Annotated in this window: 14 protein-coding genes and 2 tRNA genes; 7 read left to right on the top strand and 9 right to left on the bottom strand. The window is 26.9% G+C overall.

Features of this window, described 5'->3' with window-relative positions; all coding sequences use genetic code 11:
* Positions 1-32: 32 nt before the first annotated feature.
* A complete protein-coding gene (locus LPC13_RS05960) occupies positions 33-1,409 on the top strand; it encodes a YjiH family protein (RefSeq protein ID WP_005211837.1) in 1,377 nt (458 codons plus the stop codon).
* A gap of 93 nt (positions 1,410-1,502) precedes the next feature.
* Here the strand turns inward: LPC13_RS05960 and LPC13_RS05955 are convergent, their stop codons facing one another.
* The 5 genes from LPC13_RS05955 to LPC13_RS05935 form a co-directional block, all read right to left on the bottom strand.
* Complete coding sequence (locus LPC13_RS05955) at positions 1,503-3,656, bottom strand: YhgE/Pip domain-containing protein (protein ID WP_234088692.1); 2,154 nt, start codon at positions 3,654-3,656, stop codon at positions 1,503-1,505.
* A 26-nt stretch (positions 3,657-3,682) separates the two neighbouring features.
* Complete coding sequence (locus tag LPC13_RS05950; protein ID WP_051040662.1) at positions 3,683-3,973, bottom strand: helix-turn-helix domain-containing protein; 291 nt, start codon at positions 3,971-3,973, stop codon at positions 3,683-3,685.
* Between the two features lie 212 nt (positions 3,974-4,185).
* A tRNA-Glu gene (locus LPC13_RS05945) sits at positions 4,186-4,260 on the bottom strand.
* An 82-nt stretch (positions 4,261-4,342) separates the two neighbouring features.
* The gene (locus LPC13_RS05940) at positions 4,343-6,034 is read right to left on the bottom strand and encodes an ABC-ATPase domain-containing protein (RefSeq protein ID WP_234088691.1); all 1,692 of its coding nucleotides are present in this window, start codon (positions 6,032-6,034) and stop codon (positions 4,343-4,345) included.
* 2 nt (positions 6,035-6,036) lie between these two features.
* Positions 6,037-6,615 carry a DUF1836 domain-containing protein gene (locus LPC13_RS05935; protein ID WP_195245188.1) on the bottom strand — a complete coding sequence of 193 codons (579 nt, stop codon included), beginning with the start codon at positions 6,613-6,615 and terminating at the stop codon, positions 6,037-6,039.
* Between the two features lie 216 nt (positions 6,616-6,831).
* Between LPC13_RS05935 and trhA the strand changes: the two genes are divergently transcribed.
* From trhA to LPC13_RS05915, 4 genes are all read left to right on the top strand, one after another.
* Positions 6,832-7,479, top strand: coding sequence for a PAQR family membrane homeostasis protein TrhA (gene trhA, locus LPC13_RS05930; protein ID WP_005211859.1), 648 nt, complete (start codon positions 6,832-6,834; stop codon positions 7,477-7,479).
* A gap of 30 nt (positions 7,480-7,509) precedes the next feature.
* Positions 7,510-7,707, top strand: a complete 198-nt coding sequence (locus tag LPC13_RS05925) for a DUF4351 domain-containing protein (RefSeq protein WP_005211860.1) — start codon at positions 7,510-7,512, stop codon at positions 7,705-7,707.
* A 202-nt stretch (positions 7,708-7,909) separates the two neighbouring features.
* Positions 7,910-9,499, top strand: coding sequence for an ABC-F family ATP-binding cassette domain-containing protein (locus LPC13_RS05920; RefSeq protein ID WP_234088690.1), 1,590 nt, complete (start codon positions 7,910-7,912; stop codon positions 9,497-9,499).
* 196 nt (positions 9,500-9,695) lie between these two features.
* The gene (locus LPC13_RS05915; protein WP_234088689.1) at positions 9,696-10,592 is read left to right on the top strand and encodes a phosphatidylserine decarboxylase; all 897 of its coding nucleotides are present in this window, start codon (positions 9,696-9,698) and stop codon (positions 10,590-10,592) included.
* Between the two features lie 85 nt (positions 10,593-10,677).
* Here the strand turns inward: LPC13_RS05915 and LPC13_RS05910 are convergent, their stop codons facing one another.
* The 3 genes from LPC13_RS05910 to LPC13_RS05900 form a co-directional block, all read right to left on the bottom strand.
* Entirely contained in the window at positions 10,678-11,814 is a 1,137-nt protein-coding gene (locus tag LPC13_RS05910) for a Card1-like endonuclease domain-containing protein (RefSeq protein WP_005211869.1), read from the bottom strand.
* Positions 11,815-11,934: 120 nt separating this feature from the next.
* Positions 11,935-12,009, bottom strand: a tRNA-Arg gene (locus LPC13_RS05905).
* A gap of 56 nt (positions 12,010-12,065) precedes the next feature.
* Positions 12,066-12,836 carry a DUF1189 family protein gene (locus tag LPC13_RS05900; RefSeq protein ID WP_040418911.1) on the bottom strand — a complete coding sequence of 257 codons (771 nt, stop codon included), beginning with the start codon at positions 12,834-12,836 and terminating at the stop codon, positions 12,066-12,068.
* Between the two features lie 194 nt (positions 12,837-13,030).
* Here LPC13_RS05900 and LPC13_RS05895 point away from each other — a divergent pair, with 194 nt between their 5' ends.
* Together LPC13_RS05895 and LPC13_RS05890 are read left to right on the top strand one after the other, a co-directional pair.
* On the top strand, positions 13,031-14,236 hold the full coding sequence (locus LPC13_RS05895; protein WP_051040663.1) for a L,D-transpeptidase: 1,206 nt from the start codon (positions 13,031-13,033) through the stop codon (positions 14,234-14,236).
* A 109-nt stretch (positions 14,237-14,345) separates the two neighbouring features.
* Positions 14,346-15,683: a CCA tRNA nucleotidyltransferase gene (locus tag LPC13_RS05890; RefSeq protein WP_195245183.1), complete on the top strand. Its 1,338-nt coding sequence runs from the start codon at positions 14,346-14,348 to the stop codon at positions 15,681-15,683.
* Between the two features lie 86 nt (positions 15,684-15,769).
* Here the strand turns inward: LPC13_RS05890 and addA are convergent, their stop codons facing one another.
* On the bottom strand, positions 15,770-19,522 hold the full coding sequence (addA, locus tag LPC13_RS05885; protein WP_234088688.1) for a helicase-exonuclease AddAB subunit AddA: 3,753 nt from the start codon (positions 19,520-19,522) through the stop codon (positions 15,770-15,772).

Here is a 19,522-nt window from a genome sequence, read left to right as displayed (position 1 = left end):
TATAAAAAAATTCTGTATAAAAGGAGAACGTTATGGAGATTTCAGGATTAAAACCCGTTGACAATAAAAAAGTAACTTTAAAAGATAACTTAAAATTTATACTTCCATCAATACTGGGTGTAATACTTTTTATGATACCAGTAAAGCATAACGGAGATATAACAATTCCTATTGCTATTTTTTCAAGCATGTTAGTTGACTTTTTAGGAGATTATCTTGTTTATATAATAACTGGAACACTAGCTTTATCAGCAGTTATTAGTTTAATAACAACTTTATTAAAACCAAAATTTATCGTTAATAATAAATTTTTAAACTCACTTTTTAGTACTACACCATTATGGTTAACTGCAAGAGTGCTTGGTGGAATATTTGGGGTACTAGCTGCATTTCAAATAGGACCTGAAATGATAATTAGTGGAGATACTGGTGCATTTGTATTACATGATCTTTTAACTGTATTATTTTCAATATTCCTATTTGCAGGTTTGTTCTTACCATTGTTACTTAACTTTGGCCTATTAGAATTCTTCGGTGCATTATTAACAAAAGTAATGAGACCTGTATTTAAACTACCTGGCCGTTCATCAATTGACTGTATTACATCTTGGTTAGGAGATGGAACCCTTGGAATAATGTTAACTAATAAGCAATATGAAGATGGTTTCTATACAGAAAGAGAGGCTGCTACTATAAGTACTACCTTCTCAGCAGTTTCAATAACTTTCAGCTTAGTGGTAATAAATACTGTTGGACTTGGAAATATGTTTGTGCCATTTTATTTAACTGTAACATTTGCTGGTATAGTTGCAGCAATAATAGTTCCAAGAATTTATCCATTATCAAAGAAAAAAGATACTTATTATAATGGTGAAACTAAAAAAATAGATGAATCTATTCCAGAAGGATATACTTCATTCTCATGGGGATATAAAAAGGCAATTGAAAAAGCTGAAGAAAATTCTCACATAAAAGAATTCTTTGTTGATGGATTCAAAAATGTTTTAGATATGTGGATTGGAGTTCTTCCTGTTGTTATGTGTATGGCTACTATAGCTCTTATAATTGCAACTTATACTCCAATATTTAAAATACTTGGATTACCATTTGTTCCAATACTTCAATTATTACAAGTACCTGAAGCCCTTCAAGCTTCTCAAACATTAGTTGTTGGATTTGCAGATATGCTACTTCCTTCAGTTGTTGCTTCAACAACAATAACTAGTGAAATGACAAAATTTATAGTTGCTGCTGTATCAGTAACTCAACTTATATATATGTCTGAAGTTGGTGGAGTTCTACTTGGATCAAAAATCCCAGTAAATATAAAAGAATTAATAATTATATTTATAGAACGAACTTTAATAACTTTACCTGTTATAGTTTTAATCGCAAACTTCATTTATTAAGAACTTAAAAGGATGTATTATATTGAATACTAATTCAATATAATACATCCTTTTTATTTATTGCTATATTTATGATAAATAATGCTACTTTAATTAATGCTCACCTATTTTGCTTTTATGGAAGTTCTCTATAAATCCACTTAAAAGTTTATTTATAGGTTTCTTTAACACAATAGCAATTAGCATAGATAAAATTACATATGATGATAAAACAATAATATCATTTATTAATACATTTGTTACTACACCACCTATAGCTTCTCTAGCAAAAGAGTTTGCATACGTAAATGGTAAGAATGGATTAATAATCTGGAAAAATTGCGGTGTTAGTTGTATCGGGAATGTTCCTCCAGAACCAGCTACTTGAAGAACTAATAATATTATTCCTATTACCTTTCCTACATTTCCAAATACAGAAACTAAAGAATATACTATAAAAGTAAATACCATACTAGTAAATATGCTACCTAACACAAACATTCCTGGATTTACACAATAAATTTTTAATATATATAAATCTCCTAATGCTACTATTAATCCTTGTATACATGCTATACTTAAGAATAATAATAATTTACCAAAATAAACTTCTACAGGTTTATATTCACCATCAGCATGTACACTTAAAATTGAAACTAAAAGTAAAATTCCTACCCATAATGATAGTACTGTATAAAAAGGAGTCATAGCTGTTCCATAATTTTGCATAGGAAATAATTTATTTTCTGTAATCTCAACTGGATTAGCTAAAAAATCACTTCTCTTTGCAACATCAGCCTTCAATAAATCTACTACTTCTTGTAATGATTCATTATTATTTATTTTTCCTATTTTTTCTGTTATTTCATTAATCATTTCTTCTACTTTAGGAAGCTTTTCTTTTACATACTCTAATCCATCAATTCCACTATCTACACCAGTAACTGCAATATTCAAAATATCTTCTACTTGCGGAAGCTTATTTTCTGCCTCTTTTAAAACAACTAATGCACCTTCAGCAACTTCATATCCCTTATCAAAAATCTCATTTAATTTTGGAATGATACTTGAATCAAAATTAGTATATAATCCATTAGTAATATCTGAAACATTAGTAGATAGTGTAATTATTTTATTTAATAGACTTAAATCTGGAGTTATTCCATTTGCTACATTATCTTTTACTGTATTTAAAGTTTCTACTACAATATTTAAACTATCACTAACACTTTGTAATTGACTAATAACCTCATCAAATGGTCTTGCTGGGTTAAACTTATTCAGCTTTTCTAACATACTTATTAGTGATTGTGTCATTTCTTGAATTCCATTTACTTTTGTTATTAGGTTGTCCACTATTTCTGGAACCTTATCTGAACCTGAATTTATTGCATCAATAAGAGCTTGTGTATGCTTTAATACTTCATTTGAAATTTCATTTATTATTTTTATATCTTCCTTTAATGTTGGTGCTAATGTATTAACTGCATCTTTTGAATCTGTTAAAAACTCTTCAACACTAATACTTAAACTTTGAGCATTTTTTATAGTAGACTGAATTAAAGGAATCTCCTCTTGTATTTCTTTTATTAAATCTTCTAATTTTATAGCCCCATCATAAGCTAAATCAGTTGTATTATTTATATTATCAAATTTACTTTGTAACTCTAATAATGAATTATGTATTGTTGATATTTTAGGAATTTGATTCTCTAATTCTATTCCTACTTCATTAGCAACTCCAAATATAGCTTCACTTACAGTTTCAACAACAGCTTTACTTACTTTTTCTTTAACTCCACTAGCTCCCTTATCAGTTAACTTTGGTGCAATAGCATTAACTTTTTCATTAACTGTATAGACTATTTCACCTTTTTTTATATCTTCATCAATTATTGATGTTAAATCAGCAGAAAAACTTTCAGGAATAGTTATCATCGCATAATAAGTTCCTTCTTCAACAGCTTTTGCTGCTTCTTCCTCACTTACAAACTGCCATCCTAAGCTCCTATTATCTTTAAGCTCATCAACTACAGTATCACCTATATTTATTTCTTTATCATTTAATACTGTTCCTAAATCATTATTAACTACTCCTATTTTTATTCCACTTGTAGCCGCTTCTGAATAAGGATCCCATGATGCCTTTATATTAAACCACGCATATAAAGACGGTAATATGCATAACGCTGCTACTACAATAATAGCTGCATAGCTCACAAAAATTCTTTTTAAATCTCCCTTATAAATCTTAAATATATTTTTCATAACATATCCCCTGACATTAAAGTGCTCTATTTTTTATTTTTTCTAATTATACTTACTCTTTCGTGTACTCTATCTAGTAAATCTAAAAGCTTGCTAGTATCTTTTTCATATATATCTATTAAATATTCCTCAGTACCGCTATACTCTAATGAATTTCCTGTACCTAACCAATTAATAACTGCTTGTTTACTGAACCTCCATTCTCTTCCAATTTTTCTTGCTGGTATATTTTCTTCTTTTAATAACTTAATCATTGTTTTTTCACTAACATTTAACAATTCACATACTTCTTGCAAATTTAGAATTTCCTTGTTCACCATTTTTCTCCTTTCAACATATTATTTATATTTTATTATACTCATCTTTTTGTTTTATGCAATACTAACTGTATTTAACATGCAATTAAATTACTTTAACAGCAGTTTAACTTACCTTTTAAAGTAATAATTATATTTATTAAAATATAATTACTACTTTCTTATAAATAAAAAAAGAGCAAACCTACAGTTTGCTCTTAAATTTCTTAATATGGTGACCTGTAGGGGAATCGAACCCCTGATTTCACCGTGAGAGGGTGACGTCTTGACCTCTTGACCAACAAGCCATATTGTAAATTATTAACTTTACAATATTAATATTACCATACTTTGCGAAAATATACTAGATATTTTTTCCATTTATTCAAATTATTTTATCTTTATCTTTCTATATCTATTATACGCACATAATAGTTCTTGCTTTCTTACCTTGGCAAGACTTCCATATCCACCTTTTATTCTATCAATATCAATAAGGTTTTTATTCATTTCATCACAAATCTTATCTGCAATTTGTGATAAAGTTAAATTCTTACCCATTAAATTATTTTCAGCATACTTCATTGCAGCCCCAATAGTATTTAATTGCTCACTATCTATTAATTGCTCTACAGACCTTAAATCTATATTTTCTTTATTAATAGATATACCATCCTTACCTAAAGTTTTAATTTTAACACCTTTTGGTCCTGCTTCTATAGTTCCTCTAAGTAATACTCTATTAAAATTAATATCTATATTTATTTCTTTAGCATGTTCAAAATTTCCCTTGCTTAAAGATTTTGCTTTTTCAGTAACTTCATACGGTTCATAATTATCCATTTGAATAACTAAATCAGCAATATCGAAAAAGTCTCCTGAACTTCCTGCCACTAGTATTGTTGATATCCCAAGCTTACTATAAAGACTTTTTGCAACATCTATAAAAGGTGTAATTGGTTCTTTATCCTTTGCTACAAGCTGTTGCATAATATTATCCCTAATCATAAAGTTCGTTGCTGATGTATCTTCATCAATTAAAAATAACTTTGTATTACTTTCAATTCCTTCAATTATATTCGCTGCTTGTGATGTACTTCCACTTGCATTTTCAGTGTAAAAACTAACAGTATCTTTTCCATTAGGTAAATTATTTATAAACAGTGATATATCAGTCTTTGTTATTGCTCTTCCATCTTCTGCTCTAACTTTTAAAGCAGAATCATCAGTTATAACAAACTCTCTTCCATCACCTTCAATATGATTATATACACCAAGCTCTAAAGCTCTAAGTAATGTTGACTTACCATGATATCCTCCACCAACTATAAGTGTTATTCCCTTAGGTATTCCCATTCCTTTAATACTTCCTCTATTAGGTGTATTAAATTCTACTTCTAACGACTTTGGTGAAATAAATTTTTTCCCACTATTTAATGGCTTTTCTGACACTCCACTTTCTCTTGGAAGTATTGAGTTATTCGCTACAAAAGCTATTAAATTATGTTTATCAAGATTATTTCTAATATATTGTTGATCTTCTACAAGCTTTATTCTTTCAATTAATCTTCTAGTGTTAATGTTTGTATAAATTAGAGTATTCTCAATTATATTAGGCAAAATATTAAATAATATTTTTTCTAACTCCTTTGATAGTACACTTCTTCCTCTTGCAGGAAATCCTATATAAAATCTGGCCTCTATTTTCTCTTTATCTATTATTATTGAAGACCTTTCTAGTATTTGTTGTGGACACCTACTTATTTCAATAATACCACTTTTTCCAGAACCAAAAATTCTTTCTCCATACTTATATATATTTTTAGTGAAAAGTCTAGTTAAAAAATCACATAAAGCAACTCTTTTATATCCTTCTTTAAATAATTCTATAGGAAATTTATTAATATTATTTTTTACTATAACTCTAATTCTTGATGGTGCTGCAAAAGGATCACCTTGAACATGATCTATACTTAATATAAATTTATCAAAATCATATTGCCCCTCTAAATCCTTATAAGACTTATAACCTCTACCATCAATTCTATCTAATTCTCTTTTTAAATCATTTGAATTTTTCATGACTATTTCTCTCCTTCACTAAAAAATTCATCAATTAATTTTTCACTCATCCTTCTATACATATTACTCATATTAACTAAAGAACATAATAATAAAAACTTCTTTTCAAGTTCTCCATTTATTTTATCATTTTCATTAATATTATTATTAATTGCTTCAACCTTAGTAGCGACTTCCTCTTTGAAGACCCCTGCATCTACCTCACATAGTTCTAAGAAACAAGAATACAACTCCCTTAATGGATAATTTTCATTCTCTTCACACTGATTTATTATATTATCTAAACTACTTTTTATATCATTAATTGATAATGCTCCCTTTAAATTATAAATTAATGACATTAATATCAAATGTTCTTTTGAGTATTTCTTATTCTTTATTGGTAATAATAACTTTCCTTTAGCGTAATTATTTATCATTGTTTTTGTTAATATCTTTTCATCTTCATTTCTCTTTTGAGCTGATAGTTTTGATTCGAATAATTGTATTACTTGATCCATATATAAATCTATTTCAGGTATCTCATCTAATTTAATATTATTTTCTAATATTAATCCATTTAAAATTTCATTTATGTCCATAAGGCCTCCATCTAGTTTTAAAAACCACTTATTATCATTGTTATATTTCAATATTAATAGTATTTTCTAATATTTTCAAGAAAAACATATGTATTTCATTTTAATTTCTTTAAATCTCCCAAAATAAACTTTGACTAACTTGCACATATAAATAATAATATTAATATAATATCATATAGTTTTAAAAACTACTTGTTGAAATAAGAGGTGTATTTTATGTATAAAAAATTTAGAGAACCTATAAATTCTATTACCCATCTTACTGGTGCTTTATTATCATTAGTTGCTTTAATTGCAATGCTTATTAAAGCTATGTCTAACGGAGCTTCTACTGTTACAATAATATCTGTAGCTATTTTTGGAATTAGTTTAATTCTTTTATATACAACCTCAGGAACTTATCACGGAATAATTTCAACAGAAAAAGTTATTTCTATATTTCAAAAACTAGATCATTCAATGATTTTTGTATTAATAGCAGGTTCCTATGCTCCATTTTGTTTAGTATCCTTAGGTGGAAAATTTGGATTTACTATGTTTACTATAATGATTTCTATCGCAATATTTGGAATTATATTTAAACTTTGTTGGTTTAACTGCCCTAGTTGGGTAAACAGTGCTATGTATATTGGTATGGGTTGGGCTGCTTTATTTATGCTAAAACCTCTATCAGCTATTTTACCTAGTATTAGTTTATTTTTATTAATTCTAGGTGGTGTGCTTTATACAATTGGTGGAGTTATTTATGCATTAAAACCTAATACTCTAAAAATAGGTAATTGGGGTAATCATGAAATATTTCATATATTTATTTTATTAGGTAGCTTAAGTCATTTTATTTGTGTCTTTACTTATGTAATATAATTAAATCTTAGTATGAGAGGTTGATATTCTATGCTTAACTTATATGAAGATGGTATTGAAAAGGGTCAGCATTTATTATTGATTAAATTATTGAATAAAAAATTTGGTAAAATATCTGATAAGTACCTTGAAAAACTTGAAGACTTAGAAAATAAATATATTATAAATATTGCACTAGATATATTTGATATAGAAAATATAGAAGACCTCGATAAATATTTAGTGTAATATAGAAAAAGCTATTGTATTGAAGTTATTAATATAATTTTTATACGGTAGCTTTTTCTATTGTTTTTAAGTAATTTTTTACAAAGATTTTTTTTGCAATTTTCTCACTAATTCACTATCCTAATATTGCATATTTTCATGAAAATATAAAAACTTTGTGTTATAATAGCGAAAGAATAATAAATGAAATGAGGTATGTTGAGTGATTAATGTAATAAACGTAAGTTTAAGATATGGGTCTCGTAAGTTATTTGAAGATGTTAATATCAAATTTACTCCTGGTAACTGTTATGGTGTTATCGGTGCTAATGGAGCTGGTAAATCTACATTTTTAAAAATATTATCTGGAGATGTTGAACCAAATACTGGTGAAGTTATAATTGCCCCAAATACAAGAATGTCTGTTTTAAAACAAGACCATTATGCATATGATGAATTTGAAGTTTTAGAAACAGTTATAATGGGTAATAAAAGATTATATGAAATAATGAAAGAAAAGGATGCTTTATATGCTAAACCTGATTTTTCAGATGAAGACGGAATCAAAGCTGCTGAATTAGAAGGTGAATTTGCCGAGCTAAATGGTTGGGAAGCTGAATCAGAAGCATCATCATTATTACAAGGACTTGGAATCGGAACTGACTCACATTATAAATTAATGTCTGAATTAACTGGTGCAGAAAAAGTAAAAGTATTACTTGCTCAAGCTTTATTTGGTAACCCTGGAATATTAATTCTAGACGAGCCTACTAACCACTTAGACATTAAATCAATTAAATGGCTTCAAAACTTCCTTGGAGATTTTGAAGGTACAGTTATCGTAGTATCACACGATAGACACTTCTTAAACGAGGTTTGTACTCATATGGCTGACGTTGACTTTGGTAAGATTAAATTATACGTTGGTAACTATGACTTCTGGTATGAATCAAGCCAATTAGCATTACAAATGGCTAAAGATCAAAACAAGAAGAAAGAAGAAAAAATTAAAGAATTACAAGACTTCATTGCTAGATTCAGTGCTAATGCTTCTAAATCTAAGCAAGCTACATCTAGAAAGAAATTATTAGATAAAATTACTTTAGATGATATCCAACCTTCAAGCAGAAGATACCCATTCGTTGGATTCAAGCCTGAAAGAGAAGTTGGTAATGATATATTAGTAGTTGAAGGATTATCTAAGACTATTGATGGTGTTAAAGTTTTAGACAATGTAAGCTTCAGAGTAAATAAAGAAGATAAAATTGCATTTATCGGAAATGAAATTGCAATCACTACTTTATTTAAAATAATAACAGGAGAAATGGAACCAGATGCTGGGGAATTTAAATGGGGTATAACTATAACTACTTCTTATTTCCCTAAAGATAATTCTGAATTCTTTAATGATTGTTCATTAAGCTTAGTTGATTGGCTTAGACAGTTCTCTGAAGAAAAATCTGAAAGCTACATAAGAGGATTCTTAGGAAGAATGTTATTCTCTGGAGAAGAAGCTTTAAAACAAGCTAATGTATTATCAGGAGGAGAAAAAGTTAGATGTATGCTTTCTAAAATGATGTTATCTAACGCTAATGTAATAATTTTAGATGGCCCTACTAACCATTTAGACCTTGAATCAATTACTTCTGTAAATAACGGTTTAAGAGACTTTGATAGTAATATTTTATTTGCTTCTCATGACCACCAATTAGTTCAAACAGTTGCAAATAGAATAATAAAAATAAATAATGATGGTACTATATTTGATAGAACTATGTCATTTGACGAATTTGTTGAAAAATTCGGTGAATAATATTAAAAGGTTGTGCATTTTGTGCAACCTTTTACTTTAAGTTTTATTAAATAATTTTTGATATAAATTAAAAGATATTAATGTATTTTTAAGTAAAAATATATAATATCTCATTAAATAAACTAAACTTTTTTGTTATAATATGTATAATATTCAATTATTATATTGTTTTAGTTAGTAAATAAGAGGTAAATAAATGATACAAGTTTATAATAGACATACAAATAAATATGATACTGAAAATGTTGCCGGTGAAAAATCCATTAGATGGGCATATGAATCACCTATTGGCAAAGGGTTTTTAGAGTTATTAGTAAAAAGAAAATTATTTTCTAAATTATATGGAATCTATTGTGACACTAAAATAAGTACAAAAAAAATTCCTTCTTTTATAAAAAATTTTAATATTGATATGGATATGTGTGTTACTGATCCATCAGACTTTAAAAGCTTTAATGATTTCTTTACAAGAAAACTTACAAAAGAAGCTAGACCTATAAATAAAGATAAAAATATATTAATCTCTCCTGGAGATGGGCGTTTATTTGCCTATACTGATATTTCAATAGATAATATTATTCAAGTTAAGAATATTAGTTATAGTTTATCTGAATTATTACAAGATGATGAAATTGCTAAAGAATATGAAGGTGGAACTTGTTTAGTATTAAGATTATGCCCAATAGATTATCATAGACTTCACTTTGTTGATGACGGTATTGCAGAAAAATCTAATATTGTTAATGGTAATTATTACTCTGTAAATCCTGTTGCCTTAGAAAGAATTCCTAAGCTTTATTGTCAAAACAAACGTGAATGGAGTGTTTTTCATTCTAAAAACTTTGGAGATATAATTCATGTAGAAGTTGGTGCAACATGTGTTGGTTCTATAATTCAAAGTTACAAACCAAATACCAAAGTAAAAAAAGGTGACGAAAAAGGTTACTTTAAATTTGGTGGTTCTACAACAATTTTATTCTTTAAACCCAATACAGTATTAATTGATGATGATATATTACTGCAATCTTCCTTTGGCTTTGAAACAAAAGTTAATATGGGAGAAAAGATTGGTGAAAAAATAAACTTAGGTTAACTCTTACTCTAAAATATTTTTATAACAAATGGCAAATAAAGATGACTCTTATTAATTTGCCATTTGTAATTTTTATATACTTTATTTAATCCTTTTTAATTATATTTTTAAACTCTTTAATAAATTTATTCTCGTCTCCATCAAATATAATTAAATGTATTCCCATTTCTTTTGCTCTTGTTCGTACTGGAAGTTTTAATGGCTCCTTTGTTGCAACTAATATTTTATATGCATTAGGGCCACCTATTTTATTTGCATAAACATTTAACTCATTAAGAGCCATTTCATTATATTTATCACTATCCTTACAAGAAATAAATATTGGAACTGAATCTTTTACTGCTACTACATCTACTTCATTTCTAACAGAATTATTTTTTTCATTCCATAAAAACATAACGCCATTTTTGGATTCATCTATCTCATCTACTTTATTAACCAACTTATTTGTCTCAATTTCGAGCCATGTTCCACTTTTAAATATAAATGCCTTTAAATAATTATTATTAAAATTAACAATAACTTTATTAGCTTCTTCTTTATATGTAATCTCATTCATTTCATATAATTTATTAAGTATTATATTTAATAAATTAATTTCTTTTTCAGATAAATTTTCTTTATGAATATATATTTTTTGTGGTTCATTACTATCATGCTCAAATATACTTGCTTCATATAATTTTTGCTTATGTTCATGCCATAAAGATAAATTTTTTGATATTTGCTCTGAAAAATATATCAAATCTTTTTTATTGCAAAGTTCTGATGAATCTTCTACAATCTTTCCCCCAGCAGCTTTAACTATATCTTCTATATCTAAATCCTCAAAGCTTTTATCTGTTAAATTTACCCCATCTTTAAATTCATACATAACTTTTTTCTTAATATTGATGTATATTGCAGTAATCTTATTTTTTATACATAAATCTAATAAAATCAATGAATTAATTCTTTTTCCACCAGTTAAATTTACAATAATATTTTTATTTTTAACTTCATTAATTATTTCTTCTAGTTGTCTATTATCACCTTCATCTACTATGAACTCTTTTATTTCTATAGTGGATAAATTATTTTTATAATACTCTGTTACAACTTTCATTTTGTCGAAATCATCTTTGCTTCTAATATAATATACTTTACTTGGATTTAACTCTTTAGTTGCAAGAATATTAGCTTCATTATGTTCATCTAATGAATTTATTAATACATCAATCATATAATTTTACCTCTTTATTATGAAAAAACTTTTCATTATACCTTATATTTTTAGTTTTCCAAGTAAACTTAATTTTATAAATAAAAAAAAGAACTGCTAACTAATTAGCAGTTCTTTTGATGGCAGAGCGTAAAGGAATCGAACCCTTAATGCGCCGTCCGTAGCGGCGTGTTATATCCGTTTAACTAACGCTCCAGAGTATTAACACTCTTATCTTATCATATAAATTATAATTTATCAACAATAAAAATTTATTGGATATCTTTATTATCATAATAATTAATGTAATTTATACCAAACATTAAAGTAAATCCTCCGATAAGAACCGATAAAGCACCTATTGGATATATTAAATTTATTAGTGCTGGTAATGTAATAGCATATATTGAAAGAGCAAATATTTTTTTATATTTTATCCTTTTAGGACTAATTAAATTATTAACTACTCCAACTAAAGATATCATTAATGCCCACATTAATAATTGTATAAATTTAACTATAATTACAAATGGTATTATAAAGTATTTTATAATATATATTTTATTTAAAGCAGTTATAACTATATCATTATTTATATTAATCTTATCTAATCCATAATCTGAATATTTAAATGTGCTTTGCTCGGAATTAAATTTAGTCATTACCCCATCTTTTAATATAACTGTTACCTCTTCCTTATGAACAGTTATATTTCTAATAGAATCTAAATCATCTAAAGACTTAGTAGTATCTATATATAGTAATGTTTGTCCTTCCTCTTCCTTTATTGGTGATGCTGGAAAATTTAATATTCCATCTTTCATTTCAAATTTTAATTCATCTTGCTTTAGAAAAATTTCTACAGTTTTTTCTACATTAGAAATTACATAGGTACTCATACACCCTTGAATAATTCCCAGTATTACTGAAAGTAATAAAACATAAATAAATGCCTTTGATAATTTTTCTTTTATCAAATAAATATATTTTTTAGGCCTCATACTAAAAGTAAATATATTAATTATACTAGTTCTTTTATTCATATATCCTCCATTAAATTTAAATTTGACTTTGACTTTATATTTAATTTTCAATTAATTATCATCAATTTTCACTATATAAGTATATCACACTATACCAAATTATCTCATGTATTTTTTGTTAAATAAAAATAAATATGTTTAAAATTCCTATAATTAGTCAATTATTAAGATATAACTATTTAGGAGGTATTAGTTTGAATAATTTATTTAGAAAATCTAAATCTAATGTTTTTAAAATAATTACTATAATTTCTCTAATTATTATAATTGGATTTACCATTACTTATTATACAAATTCTAAGTACATAGCAATACGAGATAGTTTCTACTCTGAATTTAATAAATTAAACTTTACCGAAGCTAAAAATATTATTAATTCAGATAACTTTTATTTAAAAATTAAACAAAAAACTTTAAATAAAGATTTAACAACATATTTTTCATCAGCAGTAAGTAAACTTTGTAATAATCTCTTAACAAATACAATTAGTAAAGAAGATGCATTAACCATACTTAATGAAATTAAAACTTACGGATTATTAAATGAATCTTTAGATAAATTAATAGTTTCTTTAGATGATAATTATACAGCTTCCTCAGAAAATGATTATAATACTTTATTAGAACTTGGAATAGAAAGTAAAAATAATAATAATTTTGTTAAAGCTATAGAACTATTTAATAAAATTCCTTCTTCATCTGAGTATTATAATACAGCTCAAACCAATATATCAGAATGTGCTGAAAATTATAAAGAACAATTATTTACTGAAGCAGATAATTTAATTAAAGAAGATTATTATACTAAAGCAATAGAGTTATTAAGCAATGCTAATAGCACTATTATAAGTGCAGATGATGAAGATATAGCAAATAAAATTAGCTCAATTTCTGATGCTAGAGATGAATATCTATTGGCTGTTAATTCCTCTGATTTAGCTTCTGAAGATGATCAAGCAACTTCTTCAATGCTACAATCTATTTCATCTCAAAATATTAATACTTTAAATATTGAAAGTTTAACTTCCAATTTAATATATGTTAATTTAGCTGAACAAATTACTTATGTCTATGAAGGTTACGCCAACAACTGGAATTTGGTAAAAGATTTTTCTTGTTCAACTGGAATTGATGGTGAAGATACACCTACAGGAGTATTTACAGTGCTTAATCGTGGTGATTGGTTTTTCTCTGATTCCTATGGTCAGGGTGGAAAGTACTGGGTTCAATTTTTAGGAGACTATTTATTTCACTCACTTCCTTATGATGAAAGCCAAAGTGAAATATTAGACTATACCCTTGGAACTCCTGCATCTCATGGTTGTGTAAGATTAGAAACAGAAGATGCAAAATGGATTTATGATAATATCGAAGATGGAACTAAGGTAATAATAAGTTAAAGAAAAAGTTAAAAGTTAGTGGATTTGTCCTTTAACTTTTAACTTTTTCTTTTTTTATTATGATAAAATATATTAATAACTAAAATTATTATTTAGAGGATGATTTTATATGCTTATTAATACACCTAAGAATGTTAAATTTATAATAGATACTTTTTATAAAAATAATTATGAAGCTTTTATGGTTGGTGGATGTGTCAGGGACTGTATATTAGGAAAAGAACCTAAAGATTATGATGTAACTACATCTGCCACTCCTAACATAACTGAAAATTTATTTAACAAAACTATCCCAACTGGAATACAACATGGAACTGTTACTGTTGTGATAGATAATGAAAATTTAGAGGTTACAACTTATAGAACTGAAGGACAATATTTAGATAATCGTCGTCCTGAATCTGTAAACTTTGTATCTGATATAAAAGAAGACTTATCTAGACGAGATTTTACTATGAATGCCTTAGCATTTAATGATAGAGAAGGTCTTATTGATTACTTTAATGGGTTAGATGATATAAAAAATAAAATAATTCGTGCTGTTGGAGAACCTTCTAAAAGATTTCAAGAAGATGCTTTAAGAATGCTTCGTGCTATTCGCTTTAGTTGTCAACTAGGCTTTGAAATTGAAGAATCAACATATATTGCAATAAAAGATAACTATAAATTAATTAAAAATATAAGTATTGAAAGAGTTAGAGATGAACTTTGTAAAATTCTTATGTCAGATTCACCATGTAGCGGTTTAAATATGCTTAAAGATATTGGTATATTAGAGATTATTTTACCTGAAATTAATGCTTTAGTTAACTATACCCCTCGTTGTAATAATCATAATAGGGATGTATTTAATCATACATTAAATGTTATTAGTAATACTCATAATGATTTAATTCTTAGATTATCAGCATTATTTCATGATGTTGGTAAACTTAATACACTTAAAGAATTACCTAATGGCCATTGTTACTTCCCTGGTCATGCTAAAGAAGGAGCAATAATTAGTAAACCTATATTAGCTAGATTAAAATTTGATAATAATACTATAAATAAAGTCTCAGCTATAATTTATGACCATTTAGTTTTAAATGTTGATTATATGCCTACTGATGGTGAAATTAAAAGGTTATTACTTCGTGTTGGAGTTGATAATATCTTTACACTGTTCGATCTTCAAAGAGCAGATATTAATTCTCTTTGGGACCCGGTTCCTTTTTTAAAAAAAGTGGATTATATGAATGCTAGAGTAAAATCTATTCTTGAAAACAATGAACCTCTTTTTATTAAAGATTTAAACATAACCGGTGCTGATTTAATTAAAGAATTAAACTTAAAGCCTGGTAAAATTATTGGAGAAATATTAACCTTTTTATTAAATAGCGTATTAGATAATAGCTCATTAAATACAAAGGAACAATTATTAGAAATTGCAAAAAACTTTATCTAACATTAAATTATACTTTAATAATCCTAATTTAATAAAATTAATAATAAATAAAGCCGGCAAAGCCGGCTTTTAAAATATATTTTAAATTATATTGAAACTTCTTTATCTAGTTTAAATAAGTAAAGATATGTTTCCTTTACAACTTTACCTGTTATTTTTTCTAAAGCATCTTTATAGTATTTTAGTTGAGATTTATATCTTTCGATTATCTTCTCTTCTTGACCTTCCTCAACATAATCAGTTTTATAATCTAAAAGTACAATTCCATCCTCTTCTTCAAAGAAACAATCAATGATACCTTGCAGCCTAATCTTTTCATTCTTATAAATTTTTTCATCTAAACTTTTATCATATTCTGTACTACTTAATTCAGTAAAGAAAGGTAATTCTCTACTAACCATTCTACCTTCTTTATATGCTTTTAATAATCTTTTTCCTAAATCACTTCTAAAGAAATTTAAAATTTGCTTATGCCATATAGAATTAGCCTCTTTTTCAGTTAATGAATTATCTAAAACCATCTCTTCAATTTGATTTTTAATTTCATTAATAGAATTAACTCTATCATAATTTATTCTTTGCATAACATAATGCATTATTGTTCCTCTTTCGGCGGCACTTAATCCTTTTTCCTCTTTTAAAAATCTAGGTTTTATAATTTCTTTTTCTTTAAAAACTTCTACTATCCCCGGTATATCATCACCATAAGTAAAATCTTTTTTCTTTAAGTCAGAAACTGAAATATTACTTGGTAACATAGCACCTTCTATAAATTTATACTTATAATCTAACCTTCTTTTTATTTCTTTACCTACAACAATATCTTTAGAGTTTTTAAACAGATCCTCTTCTTCATTTTTATCCACAGCCTCTAAAATTTTATCCACTGTTAATAAATCTTTTGTCCAGAATTTAATACCCCATGTGGATAACTCATCTTTATTCGTTCCCTGATAATTATCCACAATCTCTCTAAGCTTTTCTCCATCTCTATGTTTACACATAGCCATTGCAATCCAATCTAAATATGATTTACCCTTTAACACTTCAGAAGGTAATACTATGTTTTCATCTAAAGAAGCTGCTGACACCCATTTTTTTATATCCTTTTCTAAATTGCTACTTGCACCAGTTATTATTAGTTTTTCTTTAGCTCTAGTAAATGCAACATAAAGAATTCTCATTTCTTCAGATAAAGTTTCTAACCTTATTTTTTTCTTTATAGCTTCCTTAGGTAATGTTGAATATGAATTTCTAGTTTCTAGGTTAACATAATTAGGTCCAAATCCTAATTCTTCGTGATATAGTATTGAATTTGTTAAATCCATTAAATTAAACTGCTTTCCAGTACCACTAGTAAAAACTATAGGAAATTCAAGCCCTTTACTCTTATGAATACTCATAATTCTAACTACATCTTCATTTTCTCCTAATACCTTTGCACTTCCCATATCACCAGATGATTTTCTTAATTTATTTATAAAGTTTATAAAATTAAATAATCCTTTAAAGCTAGTGCTTTCATATTGCTTTGCCCTCTGGAACAATATTTTTAAATTTGCTTGCCTTAGCTTACCATTAGGCATTGCTCCAACATATCCATAAAATCCTGTATCCATATATAAATACCATATAAATTCATCTATTGGAGTATAGATTGCTCTATCCCTCCATTTTGATAAGTTATCTATAAAATTAACACATTTAAACCTTAACTCATCACTAACCTCAAATTCATTATCATAAACACATTTAATTACTTCATAAAAATATAAGTCCTTATTTAATAATCTTAAATCACTTAATTCTTCTGCAGAAAATCCTACTATTGGAGATCTTAAAGTTGCTATCATTGGTACATCTTGAAGTGGGTTATCTATAACTTTAAGTAATGACATTATAGTTCTAATTTCAATGGATTCAAAATATCCACTACCTGTGTCTGCATATACAGGTATTCCTTCTGAACCTAGTTCGTCTAAGAATATTTCAGCCCAATTTTTAGTTGCTCTTAAAAGAATTACTATATCCTTAAACTTAACATCCCTATACTCTTTAGTATCTTTATCAAATACTTGAAATTTTTTGCCATCCCTTTCTTCAAACAACTCCTTAATTCTTTTTGCAACAACTTTAGCTTCAAGAGTTATTCCATCAATATCCTCTTCGTCTTCTTTAGCTTGCTCACTATCATCTTCATTAAAATCATTATTTTCTTCTTTTACTAAACCTGATTTATCTATTATATGAAGTTCTATTTCACCACCAACCACTTGTTTTTCATCTTTTGGTATTTCAAAACTTGCTCCAAGATTCAATGCTTCTTTATCTGTATATTCAAGCTCACCTACAACCTCTGACATAATCATCTTAAATATATAGTTAGCTCCATCAATAACTTCCTGTCTACTTCTAAAGTTTTTATATAATAAAATCTTTCTATCTTTACTTTCATCCTCTTCAGAATAGCTATCATACTTATCCTTAAATAATTTTGGTTTTGCCTGCCTAAATCTATAAATACTTTGCTTCATATCTCCAACCATAAATACATTAGGATTGTCACCAAGTCTTCTTGAAACTAAGTTTATTATAGTTTCTTGTACATCATTAGAATCCTGATATTCATCTACTAATACTTCATCAAAATAATTTCTAAAATGCTCTGCAACATTTGAAGGAATTATATTGTTTTCTTCATCTCTATCTATTAATATCTTTAAACACAAATGCTCTAAATCATTAAAATCTAAGATATTTTTTTCTCTCTTCTTTTCATCAAACCTTTTTGCAAATTCTACTGTTATATTAGCTAAAGTTTTCATAAAAGGATAAACTTCTTTTATTCCATCTAAAGCTTCTCCTGGTGTAAATTCAAAACTACTTTCAATTAAAGATTTTACCTTTTTCTTTACACCCTCTCTTATAGCTTTAACTGTTTCTTGGGCATTTTCATCTAAAACCTCACTTTTTTTAAGACGCTTTAGCGTAATAAAAGTTATAGCATTTAGTGCATTATAAACACTAGTTAAATCTTCATTTAAACTCTCATATGCATTATATAAATAACCATAATCACTATTAAAAGCTTCTAAATAAGGACTTAAACCATCTGTATATTCAATTATTTCAAGGGCTTTTTTATACATATTTAAAAAGCCTCTAATTTCTACTCTTAAACTATCTTTTAATACCTTAACCCACTCTGTTTTATCTAATTCTTCAAGTGTATTAATATTAAAAGCTTCTGCCTTTTCAATTAACCATTTTTCTGGCCATGGTCCACTCATAGAAAACCTATGAAGCGAAAGTATCATTTCTTTTAATTTTTCATCATCTTTAGAACCGCTATACGCTTCTAGTAAATCCTTGAAATCTTCATTTTCCTCTTCGTAATATTCATCAAATAACTCTTCAATTATTTCATTTTTCATTAAAGTAGCTTCAGTTTCATCACCAATTCTAAAACTTGGATCTAAGTCTATAGTATAAAAATAATTTTTAATTACCTCTAAACAAAAAGAATGCATAGTAGTAATATTCGCTCTACTTAATAAAGTAAGCTGCCTTTGAAGATTTTTAGAGTTTGGGCTTTTTTCTAGTTCTTTAGATATAGCTGCTGCTATTCTTTCTCTCATTTCTGCAGCTGCTGCACTAGTAAAAGTTACAACTAAGAGTTTATCTATATCTACAGGGTTTTCTTCATTAGTTATTATTTTTATTATTCTTTCTACTAGTACTGCAGTTTTACCTGATCCTGCAGCGGCAGCAACAAGTAAATTACAATTTCTAGTTTTTATTGCTTGTGCTTGTTCATTAGTCCATTTTGTCTCTCCCAT

The organism is Clostridium celatum (assembly GCF_021412605.1).
Classification (GTDB): domain Bacteria; phylum Bacillota; class Clostridia; order Clostridiales; family Clostridiaceae; genus Clostridium; species Clostridium celatum.
Note: the sequence above shows the minus strand (reverse complement) of the source record. Positions and strands in the feature narration are given on the sequence as shown.

Bases quoted from the DNA above. Each gene is read 5' to 3' on its own strand.
- LPC13_RS05960 (WP_005211837.1), top strand. From the start codon at position 33: ATGGAGATTTCAGGATTAAAACCCGTTGACAATAAAAAAGTAACTTTA.
- LPC13_RS05955 (WP_234088692.1), bottom strand. From the start codon at position 3,656: ATGAAAAATATATTTAAGATTTATAAGGGAGATTTAAAAAGAATTTTT.
- LPC13_RS05940 (WP_234088691.1), bottom strand. From the start codon at position 6,034: ATGAAAAATTCAAATGATTTAAAAAGAGAATTAGATAGAATTGATGGT.
- LPC13_RS05935 (WP_195245188.1), bottom strand. From the start codon at position 6,615: ATGGACATAAATGAAATTTTAAATGGATTAATATTAGAAAATAATATT.
- trhA (WP_005211859.1), top strand. From the start codon at position 6,832: ATGTATAAAAAATTTAGAGAACCTATAAATTCTATTACCCATCTTACT.
- LPC13_RS05925 (WP_005211860.1), top strand. From the start codon at position 7,510: ATGCTTAACTTATATGAAGATGGTATTGAAAAGGGTCAGCATTTATTA.
- LPC13_RS05915 (WP_234088689.1), top strand. From the start codon at position 9,696: ATGATACAAGTTTATAATAGACATACAAATAAATATGATACTGAAAAT.
- LPC13_RS05910 (WP_005211869.1), bottom strand. From the start codon at position 11,814: ATGATTGATGTATTAATAAATTCATTAGATGAACATAATGAAGCTAAT.
- LPC13_RS05900 (WP_040418911.1), bottom strand. From the start codon at position 12,836: ATGAATAAAAGAACTAGTATAATTAATATATTTACTTTTAGTATGAGG.
- LPC13_RS05890 (WP_195245183.1), top strand. From the start codon at position 14,346: ATGCTTATTAATACACCTAAGAATGTTAAATTTATAATAGATACTTTT.
- addA (WP_234088688.1), bottom strand. From the start codon at position 19,522: ATGGGAGAGACAAAATGGACTAATGAACAAGCACAAGCAATAAAAACT.